Genomic DNA, 22,048 nt, shown 5'->3' with positions numbered 1-22,048 from the left:
GGCCAGCTCGGCATTCGCGTCAGCCAATGCGTCTTGCTCGGTGTATTCCGGCAGTTCCAGCTCATCAAGCGCTTCGTCTTGCTCTTGAATTGGGGCATCAACCGATTCGGCTTCTAGTGAAGCGAGCACGTCTTCTTCAACCGGCTCTTGCTCACTAACCTTTTCTGGTTCGAATGAGGCTAACGCCTCTTCTTCGCTAAACTCAGGCAGTGACTCGTCATCAAGCGCTTCAAACGTTTCTTGCGCCACTGGCTCTGAGCTTTCTTCGGCCAGCTCGGCATTCGCGTCAGAAAGCGGCTCTTGCTCAAGCTCCCAATCACCATCTTGCGGGATACCAAATTCATTAGCGACCGCTTCAGGAGCACCTACATTCTCATTGTTTGCGTCTACCAGCGATGGAGTATCGTTAGATGGCTGTTGATTCTTCTGTTCTAAGTAATCGCTGCCTTCGATTTCAGGGTTAAAATCAAAGTCATCATCACTACCAACTTCATCAGAAAAGTCGCGACTATCCTCCGCGGTGCTAAGTTCTATTTCTCCGTCATCAAGCAGTGGATCCTTGTCAGGAGCCACATTGAGCATGTCATCAATAAAAGTATTGCGGTTGAACTCAGCCTCTTCTATTTCAGGTTGCCCCCCGGTTAGCTCACTACTTACTTCAGTTTCCTGCGTACCTTCAACCTGCTGAGCATGCTGCTCAATTTCGAGCAACTCTTCGAACAATTCGGTGCCATCTTCAACGGCAATATCATCATTATCAGCTAACTCATCTAAGATCGCAGTTTCATCAATTTTAAGCGTTTCAGAACCATCATCATCTGACAGCAATTCATCCAATAAGTCGGTGCTTTCTTCATCAAGCTTTAAATCAACATCTTCATCTTCTAATGATGTGTCGCCTAATAGTTCATCTAAGGTTTGAGCACTAGAAAAGTCTGGCTCATCAGTATCTTGCTGATTATTGTCAGCTTCAACAAGTTCGTCCAATAAGTCAGTACTTTGAGTGAGATCAGGTAAGCTCTCGTCTTCTTCCTCGTCGAGTAGCTCATCTAATAAATCAATACTATTACTATCAATTTGCGGTGACTCTTCTTCATTCAGTAATTCATCGAGCAAAGCTGTATCATCAATTGCGCTAGCTTCTAGTTGTTCGAGATCGGCCTCTGCCTCTATATTGGCAAATAAATCGTCTAACTCACTATCAGAAGCCAGCTCGGCATCTTTTATACCAAAGTCGGTATTAATTGGATCTGACTGTTCAGAGTCGAGATTAAAATCATCGCCAGAGTCATCCAGTAAAGAGTCAAAATCAAAGTCATCGTGATCATCTTGTTCAGTACTGGCAAGCAGGTCATCCAACAAAGATTGATCCAACGTATCACTTTCAAGTTCTTCCGTTGCTCCATCCCCGTTGAGTAGCGCCTCAATATCTGCATCAGACATAGCATGTTCATCAGACAGATCAAATTCGCTCTCATCGGCAGAATCAACCGAGGCTTCATCAAGAGCGCGAGCCATTTCATCTAGACCAACGGCTTTTTCATCGCCACTAACACTGATGCCATTACTACTAGAGGTCAGCTCTTCTAAATCACCATCATCACCAATACTAGCGAATGGGTCTTCATCATCCTCACCTTCTAGATTGAAATCTAAATCGCTATCCTCTAGGTCAGCAAAGATGTCCGGTTCTTTATCAGCGTTAGGATCTGTCTCATCATCAAATGCAATATCATCACCAAACAGCTTTTCACTATCGTCTGATTCGCCAAATAAATCATCGTCTAACATCAAGTCATCGCCGATATCTTCGATGTTAGGGTCACCAACAGTAATCGGGGCAATATTTTCTTGAATTGGTGGTGTCACCTCTTGCTGAGCTTCCGTTTTAGAACGGCGTCCTAGTAACATAACCACAATCAGACCGATCAATAAACCAGGTATAATTGCTAAGGCCGCGACTAACCATGGATTTGAAAGCAACTGATCTAGAGCACTTGGAGCTAATTTTTGTGCTTCGGCTGCTTTTCTGCGCTCTTCATCGAGTAGTTTTTCAACTTCAGAGCGAATACGATTCTCATCACCCAATTCACCTTTTAGCTCATCAACCTCAGATTTCACATCCGCTAGCATCAAGCGCAGCTTATGATTTTTTTCTTCTAGAGCCATTAACTCAGCATCTGAGCCTACAATTTGTGTTTCTAATGTTTTTATTGCTGGCGAAGTGACAGGCGTTTCAACTGCAGGTTTGACCGTTGAAGACTCCACTGCGGCCACAACATTATTTGTTACTGGTGGTTTCACCGGTGTTACAGGTGCAGGCGGAGCTGCAACAACCGATGGCGAGCCAATATTATCCAACTTGGCTTGATGGGCCGCCATCACATTTACCGCATCTTGGGTCGATGAACTTCGGATTTGGGCAAGCGATGGAATTCGTAGATTACTTCCAGGCATCAAACTATGGATATTTTGATTTTCAAACGCTTGCGGATTTAGGCGATAGATAGCGAATAATGTTTGTTGAACCGTCACCGCGTTTGATGGACGTAAACGAGTCGCAATTGACCACAAAGTGTCACTTTCTAAAGTCGGTCCAAAAAACTTCGATGGTTGATTATCAGATTGTTGCAAGTTACGAGTTTGGGCTAGATTTTCTGAAAATTGAGGAGAAGACTGGATCTCGCCATTCGGCCCAATCAGGCGAATGCTCTCTGCACTAACGATAGAAATCTGAGTCACGGCAACGATTGCTATCGGCAATAGAAGACGCTGAATAATTTGACGCATATAAGGCTCAGCTATGTGCTTGGAAAAAAAATACGGTGATCTGTTAAATATATCGGATAACCGCAGCAAAACTATAGGACGTATGGTAAAAAATGTGTCACGACCACAATAATCGCAGGAATCTCACACATTTTACTGCTACCAAATGAGTCATAGCGGGCAAAACAACGAGAAGCTATCTGGGCACAAAAAGAAAAGGTCAGCATTTGCTGACCTTTATACTTCATGACTTGAAGTTACTCTGTACCGATTTTAGCCCACGTATCACGCAAACCAACCGTACGGTTGAAAACTAAAGCTTCTGCTGTGGAATCTTTAGAATCAACGCAGAAATACCCCATACGCTCAAACTGGAAACCTTGTTCTGCTTTTGCGTTGGCTAAACTTGGTTCAACAAAACCTGTGATACTAACGAGAGAATCCGGATTGATCGTTTCTGCAAAATTGTCAGCAGCGGCAGGGTTGGCTACTGTGAATAAACGATCGTACAGACGAATTTCCGCTGGCAATCCTTTATCTGCAGACACCCAGTGAATAACACCTTTCACTTTACGCCCATCGGCTGGGTTTTTTCCTAACGTATCTACGTCGTAGGTACAGTAGATAGTTGTAATATTACCTGCTTCATCTTTTTCAACACGCTCGGCCTTAATGACATAAGCGCCCCGTAAGCGAACTTCTTTACCTAGAACTAAACGCTTGTACTTTTTGTTGCCTTCTTCACGGAAGTCTTCGCGCTCGATCCACAGCTCACGGGTAAAGGGTACTTCGCGGTCACCCATTTCAGGTTTATTTGGGTGATTAGCAAGCGTCAATGTTTCCACTTTATCGGCATCAAAGTTTTCAACTACCACTTTGACTGGGTCAAGAACGGCCATTGCACGAGGTGCATTTTCATTCAAATCTTCACGAATACAAGACTCTAGAGAGCTAAATTCGATCATGTTTTCTTGTTTTGTCACACCAATACGTTTACAAAACTCACGAATTGACGCAGAAGTAAAACCGCGACGACGTAGTCCTGAAATGGTTGGCATACGCGGGTCATCCCACCCTGCAACCAATTTTTCGGTAACCAGTTGATTAAGCTTACGCTTAGACATCACTGTGTACTCAAGATTTAGACGGCTAAATTCATATTGATGAGGTCGACAGTCAATCGTAATGTTTTCTAGTACCCAATCGTATAAGCGGCGGTTATCTTGGAACTCTAGTGTACAGATAGAGTGTGTAATACCTTCCAGCGCATCAGAAATACAGTGAGTAAAATCGTACATTGGATAAATGCACCATTTATTACCTGTTTGGTGGTGCTCTGCAAAACGAACACGGTATAGAACGGGATCACGCATCACCATAAATGATGACGACATATCGATCTTCGCACGTAAACATGCCTTACCTTCTTCAAAGCCACCAGCGCGCATTTTTTCAAATAGTGCTAAATTCTCTTCAACACTGCGATCACGATATGGACTAAGTTTACCTGGTTGAGTCAACGTACCACGATATTCGCGGATTTGCTCTGGGCTGAGTTCTTCAACATAAGCAAGGCCTTTTTGAATCAACTCAATAGCGTATTGGTAAAGTTGGTCGAAATAGTTTGAGGAATAACAAACATCGCCAGACCATTGGAAACCGAGCCAGCTAACATCTTCTTTAATTGACTCTACGTATTCAACATCTTCTTTCTCTGGGTTCGTATCATCAAAACGTAGATTACACTGTCCCTGATAGTCTTGAGCAATACCAAAGTTTAAGCAGATAGATTTCGCATGACCAATATGCAAATAGCCATTCGGTTCTGGCGGGAAACGAGTATGCACGCTTGTGTGTTTACCATCCGCTAAATCTTTATCAATGATTTGGCGAATAAAATTCGATGGACGAGCCTCAGCTTCACTCATCTGTAGCACCTCAAAATTATTAGTATTGTCAGAAAGTTTTTCTGTATGGGAAAGCAGTAATGCCGCAGAAACAGAAAGTTTGCCGCTAATGATCCACAATTATCTACTATTGCACAATAAAAAGTGGGGATTTCTTACGAATATTTCAATCATTCGCTTGTTCAAGCACCAGTTCATACCAATCGGGATAAATAGGTGATCAGATAATTGCGCAGGAAAAATCGCTGGGAGCAAGGCATAGATTGCAGCTAGCTAGTTGACCTACCTACAAAATCTATAACGCCGCTATCAGCGATTTTAACCAGCAAGAATGACCAGATATTTATTCTGATTGGCATCAACATGCGGCCTTATGCAAAATAGAGCAAGCGTTACAATAAAGATAAAGAAAAGCCCCCGTTAAATAACGAGGGCCTTAGTTATAATCAGAACAAGATTATTTAGTTAGGAAGTTGTACCGCTGACAAGTCTTCGTTTGCGCCGATAGACTTCATTTCACCAGCAACAATCTCAGCTAGAGGACCTAAAATAACTTGTAAGTTATTAGTACCAAGCTTCACGACACCCATAGCACCTAACGCTTTTAGCTGTTTCTCATCAATGACACTCATGTCATTCACAGATAGACGTAGACGAGTGATACATGCATCGATATTGCTTAGGTTAGCGTGACCACCAAGTGCTTTAAGGTACTGCTTAGCCAGTTCAGAAGACTCTTTTGCACCAGATACTTGGTTAGCACTTTCTTCATCATCTTCACGGCCCGGAGTTTTTAGACCGAACTTAACAATAACAGTGCGGAATACTACGTAGTAGATAGCGAAGAATGCTAGACCTTGAGCAATCAACATGTACCAGTTAACCGCTAACGGGTTACGTGATGACAATACCATATCCACTAGACCTGCAGAGAAACCGAAGCCTGCAATCCACTGCATTGATGCGGCGATAAATACTGATACGCCCGTTAATACTGCGTGTAGCAAATATAGCGCTGGAGCTAGGAACATGAATGAGAATTCTAGCGGCTCTGTAACACCAGTGAAGAATGAAGCGAAACCTGCAGCAATCATGATAGACGCTACTTTTTCTTTATTCTTAGCAGTAGAAGTGTGGTAGATAGCTAGAGCTGCACCCGGTAGACCAAACATCATGATAGGGAAGAAACCTGCTTGGTACATACCAGTAACACCAGGAATACCAGTACCTTCAGCAATTGATTTCGCGCCACCTAGGAAGTTAGGGATATCATTAATACCAGCAACGTCAAACCAGAATACTGAGTTTAATGCATGGTGAAGGCCAACAGGAATCAATAGACGGTTGAAGAATGCGTAGATACCAGCACCCGCAGAACCTAGACCTTGAATTGATTCACCAAATGATACTAGACCGCCATATACATGTGGCCATACATACATAAGAACGAACGCAATAAAGATACCAGCAAACGACGTTAAAATAGGAACAAGACGCTTACCAGAGAAGAACGCAAGTGCTTTGTGTAATTCAACTGTAGAGAAACGGTTATAAATTTCAGCAGAGATAATACCAACTAGAATACCAACGAATTGGTTGTTGATTTTACCAAATGCGGCAGGAACAGCACTTGGATCAATGCCTTGAATTTGTGCAACAGCTCCTGGAGAAAGTAGTGTAGTAACAACCAAGAAGCCAACGAAGCCAGATAGTGCTGCCGCGCCGTCTTTGTCTTTCGACATACCGTACGCGACACCCACAGCAAACAACACAGACATATTGTCGATGATTGCCGCACCAGCTTTAATCAAGAATGCAGCTAAGGCACTGTTTGCACCCCAACCATTCGGGTCAATCCAGTAACCAATACCCATTAATATCGCGGCAGCTGGCAGTGTGGCAACGGGTACCATCAACGCCTTGCCTACTTTTTGAAAGTATCCAAGAATATTCACCTTAAGTTCCCCCTATAGGATTTTTTATTTGGTCGAGCCACTTATTTTGGTCGCTCAATTTAGTCAAACTTAGTTTATGTAATTAATTTTGCCCCGCAAATTAAAACCTTATCATTTGTGATCATAGTCACCACAAACCGTCAAATATCGAGGTTTTTGCTAGCGAGATCATAAAACTTATTTTACAATTAAAAAAAATGAAAAATTAACGATAATATTTGCTTGCTTAAGACTTAAAGAGCCAGCATGAAAAACTCGGATTAACTGGTTTCTCACAGAGATAAACTGTACAAATAAATAAAATATCCCAGTTAAAACGAACACTTAACATTAGCACCATATACCGATGGCCGTTTGCTAAATAGATAATTCGCGACCTAATTGAAGTAAGAAAAATAAGCCAAGACACCGACTCATTTCATCTTTTATTTCGTCGCTTAATCAAATTTATAAGATATCGATAGAGAAGGATTCGCTGATTATGTACGCGCTAACTAACTGTAAAATCTACACTGGCAGTAATGTCCTCGTTGATCATGCTGTTATCATTCAGAATGAGTTGATTGAAGCTGTATGCCCGCTAGCAGATTTACCACAAGATATTACAACTCAAGATCTGAAGGGTGCGAACGTAAGCCCAGGCTTTATCGACCTGCAACTTAATGGCTGTGGCGGAGTGATGCTTAATGATGAAGTAACAGCCGATACCATGCAGACAATGCACAAAGCGAATCTAAAATCAGGCTGCACCAGCTTTTTACCGACTCTTATCACTTCATCTGATGAAGATATGCGCCAAGCTATCGCGGCAGCTCGTGAGTACCAAACAAAATACAAAAATCAGTCCTTAGGTTTACACCTTGAAGGTCCATATTTGAATGTGATGAAAAAAGGTATCCACAGCGTTGATTTCATTCGTCCTTCTGATGACAGTATGATTAACACGATGTGTGAAAACAGCGATGTGATAGCAAAGGTTACCCTCGCACCAGAGCACAATAACCCACAACACATTGAACGCCTTGCGAAAGCGGGAATCGTTGTATCTATCGGCCATACCAACGCAACCTACACTGAAGCACGAAATAGTTTCGAATCAGGTATCACCTTTGCGACACACTTATTCAATGCCATGACCCCAATGGTTGGACGTGAGCCTGGAGTTGTCGGTGCCATTTATGATACACCTGATGTTTATGCGGGAATCATTGCCGATGGCTTCCACGTTGATTACGCTAACATCCGAATTGCCCACAAAATTAAAGGTGAAAAGCTCGTATTAGTGACCGATGCCACAGCTCCCGCAGGTGCTAACATGGATTACTTTATTTTTGTCGGTAAGAAAGTATATTACCGTGATGGTAAGTGTGTTGATGAAAATGGCACACTAGGCGGCTCAGCCCTCACTATGATTGAGGCAGTACAAAACACGGTTGAGCACGTTGGTATCGCTTTGGACGAAGCACTAAGAATGGCTACTCTGTATCCAGCAAAAGCAATTGGGGTTGACAACAAACTAGGCCGAATTAAAAAAGGCATGGTGGCAAACTTGGCTGTTTTTGATCGTGACTTCAATGTTCAAGCGACGGTTGTTAACGGAAAATACGAGCACAATTGATAATGAATGGCGGACAAATAGGTAACGTAGATTTAGTCAAACAACTCAACAGCGCAGCAGTTTATCGATTGATCGACCAGCAAGGTCCTATATCTCGAATCCAAGTTGCTGATGTGAGTCAACTTGCTCCTGCAAGTGTTACAAAAATAACCCGCCAACTACTTGAACGCGGCCTTATCAAAGAGGTCGCCCAACAAGCATCAACGGGTGGACGTAGAGCCATCTCATTGACGACAGAAGTCGCACCTTTCCACTCAGTTGCTGTTCGTTTAGGGCGTGACTACATTCAACTAAGCCTCTATGACTTGGGTGGAAAAGAGCTAGTTTCTGATTACCATGAATTTCACTACTCGCATCAAACTCAATTAGTTGAGGGGCTAGTTTCTTTCCTCTCAGCATTTATAAAACAGCAACAAGAGCAAATCGACCAACTCATCGCGATCGGTATTGCACTTCCAGGCTTGGTTAACCCTGAAACTGGCGTTGTCGAATACATGCCAAATATATCGATTGATGCACTAGCACTTGGTGACATTATTCGAGACAATTTTCACGTTCAATGCTTCGTGGGTAACGATGTTCGCGGCATGGCTCTCGCCGAGCACTACTTTGGCGCGAGTAAAGATTGCCAAGATTCAATATTAGTCAGTGTTCATCGAGGTACTGGTGCTGGCATTATCGTAAATGGACAAGTTTTCCTTGGCTATAACCGTAATGTAGGGGAAATTGGTCATATCCAAATTGATCCTCTTGGCGAGCAATGTCAGTGTGGAAATTTTGGCTGCTTAGAAACAGTGGCGGCGAACCCTGCCATAATTTCTCGCGTTAGAAAACTGCTAGCACAAGGTTATGAATCAAGTCTTGCTAACATAGAGAGCATTACTATCAATGATGTGTGTGAACACGCTAATCTTGGTGATGAATTAGCGAAACAGAGCTTAGTCAGGGTAGGAAATCAACTGGGTAAAGCTATTGCTATGACAATCAACTTATTTAATCCTCAAAAAGTAGTGATTGCTGGGCAGATAACAACCGCGCAAGACATTGTATTTCCTGCCATTCAAAGAAATGTTGAAAATCAATCACTGAAAACTTTCCACAATAATTTACCGATTGTCGCATCACAGATTGACAGCCAAGACACTATTGGCGCATTTGCGATGATTAAGCGTGCAATGTTAAATGGTGTTTTGTTGCAAAAATTGCTTGGTGATTAAGCAATTAATTGAATTACAATGATAAGCTGTGTCACCTCGACACAGCTTTTTTTATAAACTCACTTTAATCATTGCCAAAGGAATTTATGGAACTGGTCCTTATTACAGCCGCTTTTTTAGCCGGATTCATTGCCCTGAAATGCAACTTACCCCCTTTGGTGGGTTTCTTGTGTGCAGGGTTTGCTCTACATGCTGCTGGCTACCAAAGCAGTGATACAATACGCACTTTGGCCGACCTAGGGGTCACGCTGTTATTGTTCACCATTGGTTTAAAGTTGGATGTAAAAACGTTACTCGCTAAAGAAATATGGGCCGGAGCAACCGTTCACAATCTTCTTTCAACCCTAGCTTTTAGTGTTGCGTTATTAATTTTCAAATACTTAGGCATTAGTAGCTTAGCCACGATGCCAACCGAGCAAATCGTTTTACTCGGTTTCGCCTTATCATTTTCTAGCACAGTTTTTGCCGTAAAATCTCTACAAGAAAAAGGTGAGATGAATGCCACCTATGGCACTATTGCAATCGGCATACTCGTTATGCAGGATATATTTGCCGTGGTATTTCTAACTATATCAACAGGCAAACTACCACATTGGTATGCGATTATACTGTTTGCTCTGCCATTAATGCGTCCGCTATTTTACAAACTACTCGATTGGGTTGGACACGGAGAAATGCTCGTTTTACTCGGCATTTTCTTTGCCTTGGTTATGGGCGCTGGGCTATTTGAGGTTGTTGGTATGAAACCAGACCTCGGTGCGCTTATTTTAGGTATGTTACTCGCCGCTCATAGCAAAGCATCGGAACTGTCTAAATCTTTATTTAACCTCAAGGAGCTGTTTTTAGTCTGCTTTTTCTTAAACATTGGCTTATCTGCACAACCGACTATGACTGGTTTTGCACTAGCGCTGTTATTACTGTTATTGCTTCCTCTCAAAGGCGTTCTCTATTTTTGGGTACTTAACCGATTTAAATTCCGCGTACGCACATCACTACTAGCGACCCTATCACTCTTTAATTTCAGCGAATTTGGTCTTATTGTCGGTGGACTTGCTTTTAAAATGGGTTGGATGTCAGGTGACATATTAGTCGCATTGGCGATTGCGGTTTCTATCTCATTTGTGATTGCCGCCCCAATCAGCCGCAAAGGTCATGAGCTATACCAACATTCTAGAGCATGGCTTAAAGAGCATGCCGCAGAAAAACTGAATACCAAAGATCAACTTATCAACCCAGGTCACGCACAAGTATTGATCTTAGGCATGGGTCGTATAGGCACTGGTGCCTACGATGAGCTGCGATCTCGATATGGAAAAATAAGCCTTGGTATTGAAGTGCGAGAAGATACTGCTCATACACATCGCGCACAAGGTCGTAACGTTATTTCTGGAGATGCAACGGACCCTGATTTTTGGGAGCGTATTCTAGACACAGCAAATGTTAAGTTAGTCTTGCTGGCGATGCCGCACCACCAAGGTAATCAAATCGCTTTGTCACAATTGCAACATCGAAATTTTAAAGGACAGATCGCCGCAATTGCAGAGTACCCTGACCAACTAGAGTCATTATTAGAATGTGGCGTGGATGCAGCATTCAATATTTATAATGAAGCTGGTAGCGGTTTTGCACGTCATGTCTGTCAACAGCTACAGCCAAACTTCACTAAACCGTAGTATTATCAACGCCCAGATAAAAGCTATCAGCGCTCTTATCTGGGTTCTATATCCGCAAAATTTTCATTTCTGCTCATTCAAACGCCAAAAAATAGATACCATTCATCAAAAATAACAATTTATTGAACAGCATTCACCAACAAGCAAATAAAAAGATAATTTCCATAATATTTGGTTGCATTTTTTAATCGAAATGGCAAATTAAAGTCAACAGGTTAAAAATTATCAAAAAGGAAGTTGTATGTGTTCTATCTTTGGCATTCTCGATATTAAAAGTGATGCTGCGGCTTTACGCCCAATAGCCCTAGAAATGTCTAAAAAATTACGCCACAGAGGCCCAGACTGGTCAGGTATTTACGCCTCTGATAAAGCGATTTTAGCGCATGAGCGTCTCGCCATCGTTGGTTTAAATAGTGGTGCTCAACCCTTATACAGCCCAAACAAAAAACACATCCTTGCCGTAAACGGGGAAATTTATAACCACAAAGAAATTCGCGCTCGCTACGAAGGAAAATATGACTTTCAGACCGATTCAGATTGCGAAGTCATCCTTGCTCTCTATGAAGAAATGGGCGCCGATCTCCTTGAAGAGCTTAACGGTATTTTTGCTTTTGTTCTTTATGATGAAGAAAAAGATCAGTATCTAGTGGGCAGAGATCACATTGGTATTATCCCGCTTTATCAAGGCTATGATGAGAATGGAAACTACTATGTTGCCTCAGAAATGAAAGCGCTAGTACCCGTATGTAAAACTATCAGCGAGTTTCCTCCTGGCAGCTACTACCGCTCTCAAGATGCCGAGCCGCAACGCTACTATATCCGTGACTGGAATGAATATGCTGCCGTGCAAGGTAATAGCACAAGTAAAGAGGAGCTGACTCAGGCACTAGAGGCCGCCGTTAAACGTCAATTGATGACCGATGTACCTTATGGTGTATTACTTTCTGGTGGTTTAGATTCATCGATTACTTCAGCAGTTGCTAAACGCTTCGCCGCTATGCGCATTGAAGATGACGAACAAACAGAAGCTTGGTGGCCGCAACTTCATTCGTTCGCGGTTGGTTTAGAAGGCGCTCCTGATCTTAAAGCAGCTCGCGAAGTTGCCAATCAGATTGGTACTGTACACCATGAAATGACCTATACCATTCAAGAAGGATTGGATGCTATTCGTGATGTGATTTATCACATTGAAACTTACGATGTCACCACTATTCGCGCCTCAACACCAATGTACTTGATGGGACGTAAGATAAAAGCAATGGGCATCAAAATGGTTCTGTCAGGCGAAGGCGCTGATGAAATATTCGGTGGATACTTATATTTCCATAAAGCGCCAAACGCGCAAGAGTTCCATGAAGAAACGGTTCGCAAACTCCTTGCACTAAATATGTTTGACTGCGCGCGCGCTAATAAATCCCTTGCTGCTTGGGGCGTTGAAGGCCGAGTTCCATTCCTAGACAAAGAATTTATTGATGTAGCGATGCGTTTAAACCCAGCCGACAAAATGTGTGGCAATGGTAAGATGGAGAAGCACATTTTACGTGAATGCTTTGAACACTATTTACCTGAAACTATCGCATGGCGTCAAAAAGAGCAGTTCTCTGATGGTGTAGGTTACAGCTGGATTGATACATTAAAATCTGTAGCGGAAGAAAAAGTGACCGATCAGCAGATGGAAACCGCACAGTACCGTTTCCCTTACAATACGCCAAGCACTAAAGAAGGCTACGTATATCGCGAAATTTTTGAGGAGTTATTCCCTCTTGAGTCAGCGGCACGATGTGTACCTGGAGGCCCATCAGTTGCCTGCTCTTCAGCAAAAGCGATTGAGTGGGATGAGTCATTTAAAAACTGTATTGACCCATCTGGCCGTGCCGTTAAAGCCGTTCATAACGAAGCCTATTGATTTACAAGTTCACCAATGACCAATGAAAAAGGCGCTAGATGCGCCTTTTTCTATTAAACCGTAAAAGAATAAACCATCTAATCCAGTTCTAAGTGCTTGTTATCAATGCTCATCGGTATTGTCTGGCTAATCATTTTAACCAACATAATGGAACGCGTCTCGCCATCAGATTCTTGATAAATGGCATCAATACCTGAAAACTGCCCCCCTTTAACCCTGACAACCTGTCCTTTCTCGGGAATATTTTGAGCCGAAGCTGAGCTCTCATGCTGCTCAAGTACCTTCAACTGATAGACAAGATCCCCTTCTAATTCTTTGGGCTGCGCCCCAAAACGAACAAAGTCAACAACACCACGTGTAGAACGTACTGAAGTAAAGGTTGGCCCTTTTTCAAAATCAAACCTGACAAACATGTATGAGGGAAAAAGTGGCTCTTTCACTTTTTGACGCTTTCCCCTGAGGATTTTTTCAATTTCAATCTCTGGGTAAAAGCATTCGACACCCTGATTTTCAAGATGCATCTTGGCTCGTGATTGGTCACCTCGTTTGCAATACAGCAAATACCAACGTTTCATTTTATTCCTAGCTACTGCTCTATTTTCTGAGGATCCTAACACTATCGTGCATCGCAATAAACGACAAATCACCAGGCCACAAACAACACCTCCATTTGTTCGAAAAAGGTAAAAATCACCTACCAATATTGAAAGGTAAGTTTGCGGCACGTAAAAACCGCCCTAAAATAGTGGTGATATCATTTAAAGAACAATAACTTAACCAACCATCTAGCATAATCGTCTGCTTTTTACTAATTGCGATACGATAAAAGCCCATGTATATCTAACCCACAATTTTTTTAATCTATAAAACTAAAAAAACTTATGACAAACCAACATCAATACTTTGGTCATCCAAGAGGCCTATTTTTACTTTTCGGCACAGAGCTTTGGGAACGATTTTCCTACTATGCCATGCGCGCTATCCTAGTCCTTTATCTAACAGACGCGACAATGAATGGTGGTCTTGGCTGGTCGACTAAAGATGCCCTAGATCTTTATGGCACCTATACTGGACTTGTCTACATCACACCACTTATTGGTGGTTACCTTGCAGATAACTACCTTGGGCAACGCCGTTCAATCCTTATTGGTGGTGCGTTAATGGCTATCGGCCAATTTACGCTAGCACTACCTGCTGATGCACTAGGCCTTGGCTCTCTGCATACTTTCTATTTAGGTCTTGCGCTTCTTATCTGTGGTAACGGTCTATTTAAACCAAATATCTCAACAATGGTTGGTGACTTATATAATGAAGGCGATAACCGTCGTGATGGCGCATTTACTATCTTCTATATGGGTATTAACTTAGGAGCGTTGCTGGCCGGTGTGATTTCAGGTTCTGTGACCAACTCATTTGGTTGGAAAGCCGGTTTCGTTGTCGCGGGTATTGGTATGCTTATCAGCCTGGTCATGCAAATGACAATGGCACAATCATGGCTTGGTGATATTGGTCGTGAGCCAGCAGCCAAGCGTGATCTCAAGCTTAAAAAATCAGCAGGCAAAGAATCTTTAACAAAAGAAGAAGTAGATCGTATCAAGGTTATCCTTGTGATGAGTTTGTTTACTATCGTTTTCTGGGCGGGTTTCGAGCAAGCTGGTGGTCTAATGAACATCTATACGCAGCAATACACTGATCGTATGATTGGTGGTTTTGAAGTACCTTCTGCATGGTTCCAATCGCTCAACCCATTCTTCATTATTACTCTTGCACCTGTATTAGCCGTTCTATGGGTAAAACTGGGTAAACGTGAGCCAAACTCACCAGCGAAGTTTGCATTGGCGATGTTCTTCTTAGCCCTGGGCTTCCTTTGCATGGTTGGCGCGGTTATGGAACAAGGTGGTGACACTGCCGTGAAAACATCAATGCTTTGGCTTGTCGGTGCATTTTTCTTCCATACCTTGGGCGAACTGTGTCTCTCTCCAATCGGCCTATCACTTGTCACTAAGCTAGCGCCACTACGTCTTGCTTCATTAATGATGGGGGCATGGTTCGGTTGTAACGCAATCGCGAATTATGTAGCAGGTTACGTTGGCTCTCATGTTGGCGAATTGGGCGCAATGGCTATCTTTAGCGGTATTGCAGTAACCGCAATTATCAGTGGCATCATTCTGATGTTGTTCTCAAACACGCTTGTTCGTTGGATGCACGGTGCTGAAACAACGGCAAGCCACGCTGAAGAAATTGAAGAGCAGCAAGCTCAGTTAGTTTAGCTTCAAATATACCACCAAGCTTAAGGGTGGTAATTCAGGGATAATAACGAAAAACGGTCACACTATTGTGACCGTTTTTGTTCAATCTAAATAACCCGAACTGAGGTTGAATGGTATTCAAATCAGCGCGCAATAAGACAAGCCATCATATCAATATGCATCTCTGAGTCATTTAGGCATTCAATATAAGTGAATGATTCTCCACCAGCATGGATAAAGGTTTCTTTACCCTGCTCCGATATTTCCTCTAAGGTCTCTAAACAGTCCACCGAGAATGCCGGGGTAATGATATCCAAACTTTTCACACCACGTTTAGGTAAAGCCTCTAAGGTCTTATCTGTATAAGGTTGCAACCACTCTTCACGGCCAAATATCGATTGATAAGACATCCCTATTTGTTGCAAATTTAGGCCTAATTCTTGTCCCAAGAGTTGCGTTGTGCGCTCGCAGTGTTGCGGATAAATATCACCATTATCAGCGTAACGCTTAGGAATACCATGATAAGAACAAAGCAGGTAATCTCCTTGTCCATTCTCCTTCCAAGATTGGCGAACTTTGTCCGCTAACGCCCGAATATAAAGTGGATGATCATGATAATCTCGAACAAAGTGTAAGTTTGGTGTCACTGGGATATTTTTCATCACTTTAGCTAAGCCATCAAAAACCGCCGCTGTGGTTGTGCCGGAATATTGAGGATAAAGTGGCAATACGACAATCTCTTCCACATCTTGCTCTAATAGCGATTTAACACCATCTAACAAACTTGGAGAGCCATAGGTCATCCCTAATTCGACAGGCATGGCTATACGCTCAGCTAAACGTTTGGCTTGACGTTGTGAATAAACCATCAGTGGTGAGCCTTCATCCATCCACACTGACTGGTAGAGTTTCGCAACTTTAGGTGAACGGATCGGTAATATGATGCCATGTAACACTGGGCACCATATCCATCGACTCATATCGACGACACGATGATCGTGCAAAAACTGACCTAAGAAGCGTTTAATAGCAGGAGTTGTAGGTTCATCTGGAGTACCTAAATTAACCAGTAATACCCCTTGTCGTTTATTATTTTGCATAACTTCCATTCATCTATTTTACTGTAGTCTGTTGAATACGAATCCATGACTAGAAAGTTCATAAAAAAAGCGACCTATCTAGGTCGCCTTCACTATAACAAAGTTAGATAATCAGTACTTAGCCAATTATGCTAGTGCTTTCTCAATATCTGCGCTCACTTCAGCAACTTGCTTAGTACCATCAAATTTTAGGTACTTAGTGTTGCCTGCTTCAGCTTCTTTGCTGTAATAAGCAATAAGCGGTGCTGTTTGATCGTGGTAAACACCTAGACGGGCACGCACGGTCTCTTCTTTATCATCATCACGAACAACCAAATCTTCACCAGTCACGTCATCTTTACCTTCCACTTTAGGTGGGTTGTAAACAACATGGTAAGTTCGGCCAGAAGGTAAGTGAGCACGACGCCCCGCCATACGATCAACAATAACATCATCCGCAACATCGAATTCGATTACATAATCAACAGCAATGTCCATCTCTTTTAAGCCATCAGCTTGAGGGATAGTGCGAGGGAAACCATCTAGCAAAAAGCCTTTTTCGCAATCAGCTTGAGCGATACGCTCTTTGATAAGACCAAGGATGATTTCATCAGAAACTAGTTGACCAGCGTCGATGACTGACTTTGCTTGTTTACCAAGCTCAGTACCGGCTTTGATAGCAGCACGTAGCATGTCACCAGTAGAGATTTGTGGAATACCGTACTTCTCCATGATGAATTGAGCTTGAGTGCCTTTACCTGCACCTGGAGCACCTAGAAGAATGATGCGCATGTTTAATCCTCTTTAGAAAATTATGATTTATACCGAAGCTCACAGCGTTACGAACATAAAGATACGAACATATACAACGGTAAGTTTCGGTATAACGTTAGTGATTTGAGCGAACAACTACAGCTTAACGAACAATTCAGTTGAGCAAAGCACACTGTTTGGCGAGCAAAATACACACCTTATTCGCTTGGTTCAAGTGCAGCATTCTAACATAGAATTCAATGCTGCTGACGAGATTAAGACTAAAGAATGTAATCCGGCTTAGATTTTCGCTTCCGTTTTGCACAAATTAGCGTCAGTTCTAAGCAAATCATCACAATTCAAAACAAAAAGCTCGCATATGCGAGCTTTTTGTTTATTTAACGGTTATTCAACCTTAGTCAAAAGTTGGTTAATCGCCGTTAAAAATTGAGATGGGTCTTCCATTGAACCACGCTCAGCAAGCATTGCTTGACCGAGTAGTACCTCGACCCAACGACCAAACGCTTGCTCATCGGCTTCATCAGCCATGCGCTTAACCAAGGCATGTTCAGGGTTTAGCTCAAAGATGTACTTAACTTCAGGAACAGCTTGACCAGCCGCTTCAAGAAGTTTAGCCATTTGCGTGCCCATCTCATAGTCATCAGTCACGACTACTGCTGGAGTTGTTGCCAACTTAAAGGTAGTACGAACTTCTTTAACACGTTCACCCAAGTATTGCTTGGTACGCTCAACGACAGACTTAAACTCTTCTTCCGTCTCTTTATGTTTTTCTTTTTCAGCTTCATCTTCAAACTGGCTAAGATCTAAACCTGCTTTCGTAATCGCCTGGAATTGCTTACCATCAAACTCCGTCAAGTAGTTCATTAGCCATTCATCGATACGATCAAACATTAAAATGACTTCAATGCCTTTCGCTTTGAACTGTTCTAAGTGTGGGCTGTTTTTCGCTGCAGCATAACTGTCTGCTGTGAGGTAGTAGATCTTATCTTGTCCCTCTTTCATACGCTCAACATAGGACGCCAAGCTGACCGTCTGTTCCGCAGAGTCAACTTCCGTTGAAGCGAAGCGTAATAAGTTGGCAATCTTTTCTTTGTTAGCGATATCTTCAGCAGGACCTTCTTTTAATACCAAGCCAAACTCTTTCCAGAATGACTGATATTTATCTGCATCATTATTGGCCATGCGCTCAAGCATCGTCAGGACACGCTTAGTACATGCATTACGCAGTGACTGAGTCACTTTGTTGTCTTGTAAAATCTCACGAGACACGTTCAAAGGCAGATCATTTGAATCAATCAAACCGCGAACAAAACGCAGGTAAGATGGCATAAATTGCGCCGCGTCATCCATGATAAATACACGTTGAACGTATAATTTCAAACCTGATGTATGATCGCGGTTCATCATATCCCAAGGTGCTTTCGCTGGGATATAAAGCAAGCTAGTATAATCGTTCTTACCTTCTACACGGTTGTGGCTCCACAGCAGCGGATCAGCAAAATCATGAGACACATGCTTATAGAACTCTTGATACTCTTCATCCGTAATTTCAGATTTAGAACGGGTCCACAATGCTTGAGCTTTGTTGATTTGCTCCCATTGCGTCTCATCGGTTTCCTTGCCTTCATCGTCACGAACTTTAGTCTGAATTGAGACCGGAATACCGATATGATCTGAGTATTTACTGATCACATCACGTAGGCGCCACTCGTTTAGGAACTCTTTACCCTCTTCACGCATATGCAGGATAATGTCAGTACCACGAGATTCTTTGATGATATTTTCGATCGTGTAATCACCTTCACCCGCAGAATGCCATTGTACGGCTTGGTCTGCGGCAAGGCCGGCTGCGCGAGTACGTACTGTAACCGCATCTGCAACAATGAATGCTGAATAGAAACCAACACCGAATTGGCCGATCAATTGCGAGTCTTTTGATTGATCTTGAGACAGTTTAGAGAAAAATTCAGCCGTGCCTGATTTAGCAATCGTTCCTAGATGTTCAATTACATCCTCACGGCTCATACCGATGCCGTTATCCGAAAGCGTTAACGTATTTGCATCTTGATCAAACGACAGCTTAACACCAAGCTCTGCATCACCTTTATATAGGTCTGGGTTTGACAAGGCTTGAAAACGAAGTTTATCCGCAGCATCAGAGGCATTCGAAATCAATTCGCGCAGGAAAATCTCTTTATTTGAGTAAAGAGAGTGAATCATAAGATGAAGTAACTGCTTGACTTCAGACTGAAACCCACGAGTTTCTTTATTGTTTGTGGCAGTTTCGCTCATACTAGCTCCATAACATCTGAGTGATTATTCACACACGCCATTGTGTGCAACTGAGAATGATTTGCTAGTAACATGAGGATGACAAATGTAAAATCAAGGTCAAAGATAATAAAAACACTGTTTTTTTTATTTGTTTTGATTATGCTTGGCCATATTTTTATAAAAGAAAATAAAACTTAGTATACTGTTTCATCAATTGCTTCCCCAAGCTGGCTAGGTTGATGAACTACTCACCATATCAACAATAAGAAGATAACAATGAGTAACATAGGTACAAAATATATACTTGCTGAAAGATTCACCTTTGACCCCAACAGCAACTCTCTTATTGATCAAGAAAATGATAGCGAAATGGTTCGGCTCGGCAGTAATGAAAGCCGTATTCTGCTGTTACTCTGTGAAAGACCGAATGAAGTGATTACTCGACATGAGTTACATGAGTTTGTTTGGCGAGACCAAGGCTTTGAAGTCGATGACTCAAGCTTAACGCAAGCGATTTCGACACTGCGAAAAATGTTAAAAGACTCAACAAAATCACCAGAGTTCGTGAAAACCGTTCCAAAGCGTGGTTATCAGATGATTGCTTCTATTTCGCGTTCATTGCCAAACTCTCACAAAGAACCGGTGGTCGAGCAACAAGAGAGCGCTGAAGTGGAAGAATTCGAAGCTGATTCTATTATCGTTACGGGGAGCCCCACTCCCAGTGAAGAGTTCATCCCTAATGCGACTATCCCACCTAATGTTAAGGCTGACAAACAAAAGCTAACCATACGAAGTAAATTGATGTTAGTGGTTGCTATTTTATTGCCCATATTGGCTCTGCTCTTAACCAGCCCTAGCCATTCTAAATTTAGGCAATTGGCTGTCTACAATAATATTGTCGTGAATACACCAATTAATCATCCTGACTTGACTAACTGGCTGCCTTCTATTGAGAAATGTGTCAAAAAATACAATAACTCACATACTGGTGAGCTAGCACCAAAAGAAGTGATTGCAACTGGTGGGCAAAATAATCAATTGGTATTGAACTACATCCATAGCTCTGAATTCTCTGGTGAAAATATCACCTTACGCATTTTAGCTAACCAAGATGATTTCACCAACGTGTGTAAATAAGGGCATGAAGATGAACCAGAAAATCGCAACAATTATCTTGGTAGTTTCAGCTATCTTTAGCGCTTGGATCTACTGGGGCAGTGATATTAAAACTGAGCAAACCCTTACTTCCCAAGAGTGGCAATCAAAAATGACGACGGTGATTAGACCAAGCGTGCGAAGTGATTCCGTCAGTACACTGCGCCGTGTTGATGTCACGTCTAATGTAAAATATCTACCAAATGGTAGCTATATTAGAATGTCTAACATTTTATTATTTGCTACTGGCTCAGAAAGTGAAAGTAGGATTAGCATTTCAGAGACGGGCGAATGGGATGTCAGTGACAGCTACCTGCTAATCTCCCCCTCAGAATTTAAAGATATTACCTCTACTCAAAGTAAAGACTTTACCCCTGAGCAGCTCGAGTTAATTACACAATTCTTCAAGATGGATGCTCAACAAAGTCGGCGTATCGACGTTGTAAACGAGAAAACATTGCTGCTTACCAGCCTCAGTCATGGGTCAACGGTTCTGTTTACCAACTGATACTAGCCACCCCATACAACGTAAGCGAAAGGCGGCTATTTGGTACATAGCGTAAAAACCGCCTTTCGTTTATTGAATACCCGAAAAGGACAATGATGCATAAAGCAACGATTCACATCCACTACTGTCGTCAGTGCAATTGGATGCTACGAGCAACATGGCTAAGCCAAGAGTTACTACATACTTTTAGTGAAGAGATTGATTCCGTGAGTTTACACCCAGATACTGGCGGACGATTTGAAATAATTTGCAACCAGAAAATTATTTGGGAACGCAAACAAGATGGTGGTTTTCCAGAAGCAAAAGTGCTCAAACAACGGGTAAGAGACATTATCGCTCCTGAAAGAGATCTTGGGCATTCCGACAATAAATAATGGCCTCACTGGTACATTAGATTGAATTTTTAATAATCAATTCGCCATTCAATCCTAATACCTGAAATAAGCCTTCGCTATATATGGCATAGCTTGGCGGGAAATTGTTGCGCGGGAAAGTGACAGAGCCTGGGTTCATGATAAACACTTGGTTTAGTGGCTCTGCCGTTGGAATATGGGTATGTCCATGAATCAGTACATCCCCATTTTTGAGCGGTGGCATCTGTTGTGCGTTATAAAGATGGCCATGAGTGATAAAAAAGCGCACTCCAGACTCAAGTAATACCCAAGCGTAATCCATCATCATGGGGAATTTGAGCAGCATCTGATCAACTTCACTATCACAGTTTCCTCTAACCGCAATAATGCTATCGGCATACTGGTTGAGTCGCTCCGCAACCGCTACGGGATTATAACCTTCAGGGATAAGATTACGAGGGCCATGATTTAGGATATCGCCAAGCAATACTAAGGTTTGAGCATCTGATTGCTCAAATAAGGCTAGCATGGCTTCGGTTGCAGGTAGTGAACCGTGTAAATCAGAGGCAAAAAACAACTTCACAATGTATCTCCATAGTTTTGATGGTGAA

16 protein-coding genes are annotated in these 22,048 nt (G+C 42.4%); 8 read left to right on the top strand and 8 right to left on the bottom strand.

Annotated features, from left to right (window positions below):
- The 3 genes from EYW48_RS15480 to nagE form a co-directional block, all read right to left on the bottom strand.
- Positions 1 to 2,790, bottom strand: a 2,790-nt coding sequence (locus EYW48_RS15480; protein WP_277432642.1) for a FimV/HubP family polar landmark protein, incomplete at its 3' end; no start/stop codon positions are given.
- A 236-nt stretch (positions 2,791 to 3,026) separates the two neighbouring features.
- Positions 3,027 to 4,697 (bottom strand): glutamine--tRNA ligase, encoded by a 1,671-nt coding sequence (glnS, locus tag EYW48_RS15475; RefSeq protein ID WP_168524050.1) that lies wholly within the window; start codon positions 4,695 to 4,697, stop codon positions 3,027 to 3,029.
- Positions 4,698 to 5,137: 440 nt separating this feature from the next.
- Entirely contained in the window at positions 5,138 to 6,631 is a 1,494-nt protein-coding gene (gene nagE / locus EYW48_RS15470; protein ID WP_168522891.1) for an N-acetylglucosamine-specific PTS transporter subunit IIBC, read from the bottom strand.
- A 481-nt stretch (positions 6,632 to 7,112) separates the two neighbouring features.
- On the opposite strand from nagE, the gene nagA reads away from it, so the two are divergent.
- The 4 genes from nagA (at position 7,113) to asnB (ending at position 13,045) form a co-directional block, all read left to right on the top strand.
- Positions 7,113 to 8,249 carry an N-acetylglucosamine-6-phosphate deacetylase gene (gene nagA / locus EYW48_RS15465; protein WP_277432641.1) on the top strand — a complete coding sequence of 379 codons (1,137 nt, stop codon included), beginning with the start codon at positions 7,113 to 7,115 and terminating at the stop codon, positions 8,247 to 8,249.
- A gap of 2 nt (positions 8,250 to 8,251) precedes the next feature.
- Entirely contained in the window at positions 8,252 to 9,466 is a 1,215-nt protein-coding gene (locus tag EYW48_RS15460) for an ROK family protein (protein ID WP_053310234.1), read from the top strand.
- An 86-nt stretch (positions 9,467 to 9,552) separates the two neighbouring features.
- Entirely contained in the window at positions 9,553 to 11,139 is a 1,587-nt protein-coding gene (locus EYW48_RS15455; protein WP_053310235.1) for a cation:proton antiporter family protein, read from the top strand.
- Between the two features lie 241 nt (positions 11,140 to 11,380).
- On the top strand, positions 11,381 to 13,045 hold the full coding sequence (asnB, locus tag EYW48_RS15450) for an asparagine synthase B (protein WP_274699886.1): 1,665 nt from the start codon (positions 11,381 to 11,383) through the stop codon (positions 13,043 to 13,045).
- 77 nt (positions 13,046 to 13,122) lie between these two features.
- Here the strand turns inward: asnB and rfaH are convergent, their stop codons facing one another.
- A complete protein-coding gene (rfaH, locus tag EYW48_RS15445) occupies positions 13,123 to 13,620 on the bottom strand; it encodes a transcription/translation regulatory transformer protein RfaH (protein WP_053310237.1) in 498 nt (165 codons plus the stop codon).
- A 306-nt stretch (positions 13,621 to 13,926) separates the two neighbouring features.
- On the opposite strand from rfaH, the gene EYW48_RS15440 reads away from it, so the two are divergent.
- Positions 13,927 to 15,315: a peptide MFS transporter gene (locus EYW48_RS15440; protein WP_053310238.1), complete on the top strand. Its 1,389-nt coding sequence runs from the start codon at positions 13,927 to 13,929 to the stop codon at positions 15,313 to 15,315.
- A 122-nt stretch (positions 15,316 to 15,437) separates the two neighbouring features.
- On the opposite strand, the gene hemH is transcribed toward EYW48_RS15440, so the two are convergent.
- The 3 genes from hemH to htpG all read right to left on the bottom strand — a co-directional run bounded on the left by hemH (position 15,438) and on the right by htpG (position 19,439).
- Positions 15,438 to 16,403 (bottom strand): ferrochelatase, encoded by a 966-nt coding sequence (hemH, locus tag EYW48_RS15435; protein ID WP_274674056.1) that lies wholly within the window; start codon positions 16,401 to 16,403, stop codon positions 15,438 to 15,440.
- Between the two features lie 117 nt (positions 16,404 to 16,520).
- Entirely contained in the window at positions 16,521 to 17,165 is a 645-nt protein-coding gene (adk, locus tag EYW48_RS15430) for an adenylate kinase (RefSeq protein ID WP_053310240.1), read from the bottom strand.
- Positions 17,166 to 17,531: 366 nt separating this feature from the next.
- Positions 17,532 to 19,439 carry a molecular chaperone HtpG gene (gene htpG, locus EYW48_RS15425; RefSeq protein WP_277432640.1) on the bottom strand — a complete coding sequence of 636 codons (1,908 nt, stop codon included), beginning with the start codon at positions 19,437 to 19,439 and terminating at the stop codon, positions 17,532 to 17,534.
- Between the two features lie 258 nt (positions 19,440 to 19,697).
- Here htpG and EYW48_RS15420 point away from each other — a divergent pair, with 258 nt between their 5' ends.
- From EYW48_RS15420 to EYW48_RS15410, 3 genes are all read left to right on the top strand, one after another.
- Positions 19,698 to 20,558 carry a transcriptional regulator gene (locus EYW48_RS15420; RefSeq protein WP_171980417.1) on the top strand — a complete coding sequence of 287 codons (861 nt, stop codon included), beginning with the start codon at positions 19,698 to 19,700 and terminating at the stop codon, positions 20,556 to 20,558.
- A 10-nt stretch (positions 20,559 to 20,568) separates the two neighbouring features.
- Positions 20,569 to 21,084, top strand: coding sequence for a regulatory protein ToxS (locus EYW48_RS15415; RefSeq protein WP_053310243.1), 516 nt, complete (start codon positions 20,569 to 20,571; stop codon positions 21,082 to 21,084).
- A gap of 95 nt (positions 21,085 to 21,179) precedes the next feature.
- Positions 21,180 to 21,458, top strand: a complete 279-nt coding sequence (locus EYW48_RS15410) for a SelT/SelW/SelH family protein (protein ID WP_171980441.1) — start codon at positions 21,180 to 21,182, stop codon at positions 21,456 to 21,458.
- Between the two features lie 16 nt (positions 21,459 to 21,474).
- Here the strand turns inward: EYW48_RS15410 and yfcE are convergent, their stop codons facing one another.
- A complete protein-coding gene (yfcE, locus tag EYW48_RS15405; protein ID WP_171980418.1) occupies positions 21,475 to 22,020 on the bottom strand; it encodes a phosphodiesterase in 546 nt (181 codons plus the stop codon).
- Positions 22,021 to 22,048 lie beyond the last annotated feature (28 nt).

It is taken from the genome of Vibrio sp. 1180_3 (genome assembly GCF_029478545.1).
In the GTDB taxonomy this organism is placed as follows: Bacteria; Pseudomonadota; Gammaproteobacteria; order Enterobacterales; family Vibrionaceae; genus Vibrio; species Vibrio aestuarianus.
This window is presented reverse-complemented; position numbering and strand designations above follow the sequence as displayed.